Annotated in this window: 1 protein-coding gene; it reads right to left on the bottom strand. The window is 59.2% G+C overall.

Features of this window, described 5'->3' with window-relative positions; all coding sequences use genetic code 11:
• Positions 1-17: 17 nt before the first annotated feature.
• Positions 18-1126 (bottom strand): IS3 family transposase gene (locus tag XaplCFBP3123_RS21090; RefSeq protein ID WP_104535801.1). Its coding sequence is split into 2 segments (ribosomal slippage): positions 18-865 and positions 865-1126, totalling 1110 coding nucleotides; the frame shifts between segments, so codons are not numbered across the junction.
• Positions 1127-1200 lie beyond the last annotated feature (74 nt).

The following is a 1200-nucleotide window of genomic DNA, read 5'->3' on the forward strand; positions in this document are numbered from 1 at the left end:
TGTCGACTCCCCACAATTCAATGCCAGCTAAAACTAGAGGTCTGCGGTTGATGTTGATCACGGAACTCGGCGGGCGTTAGCCCGCCCAGGCTGTCGTGCGGGATCTGCTGGTTGTAGTCGGCCAGCCAGTGTTCGGTCTGTTCGCGGACCTCGCTCAGCGTGCGGAAGATATGCATGTCCAGCACGCCGCGCCTGTAGCTGCCATTGAAGCGTTCGATAAAACCGTTTTGCATCGGACGCCCCGGCTCGATGAAGTCCAAGGCGATACCCTTGCGCTCAGCCCACTCGGCCAAGGCCAACGCGACAAATTCCGGTCCGTTGTCCAGACGCAGCTTGTTCGGATAGCCGCGCCAGGCCGCGACGCGTTCCAAGGTGCGGATGACGCGGGCGGCCGGAAGATTCAAGTCCACTTCGATCGCCAAGGCTTCCCGACTGAAGTCGTCAATGACATTGAACGTGCGGAAGCGTCGACCATCCCACAGCGCATCGGACATGAAGTCGATTGACCATCCATCATTGGGTCGCTCTCCGCATGTCAGCGGCTGTGGATGACGGGTCGGGACCCGGCGCCTGCTGCGGCGACGTTGATTGAGTTTCATCAAGCAGTACACGCGCCACACCCTTTTGTGATTCCACACATGCCCGCGACGGCGGATGATCTGAAAGAGCTTTCCAAAACCACGCTCGGGAAAACGCTCGGCCAACTCGGACAACAGCGCAATGACCTCCTCATCCCGATCAGGACGGCGCTGATAGCGTGCAGTCGAGCGCGCCACGCCAACCACCGCACAGGCCCGGCGCTCGCTCCAGCCATGCTGCTCGATGAGCCAGGCAAGAAGCGGGCGCTTATGCGCCGGGTCTACAGCTTTTTTGCGATGACATCCTTCAATGCATGGTTTTCCATCGCGAGCTCGGCGTACATGCGTTTGAGCTTGTTGTGCTCAGTCTCCAGGTCGCGAAGGCGCTGCACATCAGCTGCCTCCATGCCACCGTACTTGGACTTCCAGACGTAGTACGTCGCATCGGAAATGCCCAGCTCACGGCATACATCCTTGACCTGGCGGCCGCCCTCAACCTGCTTCAGCGTGGCGACAATCTGGCTTTCGGTGAACTTGCTCTTGCGCATCGTTGGTCTCCTCGGTAGCTAGTGTGCCCGGAGACCTCTAGTTATGGATGGATCAATTTTACGGGGAGTCGACA

This window comes from Xanthomonas arboricola pv. populi, assembly GCF_002939945.1.
GTDB lineage: Bacteria > Pseudomonadota > Gammaproteobacteria > Xanthomonadales > Xanthomonadaceae > Xanthomonas > Xanthomonas arboricola_A.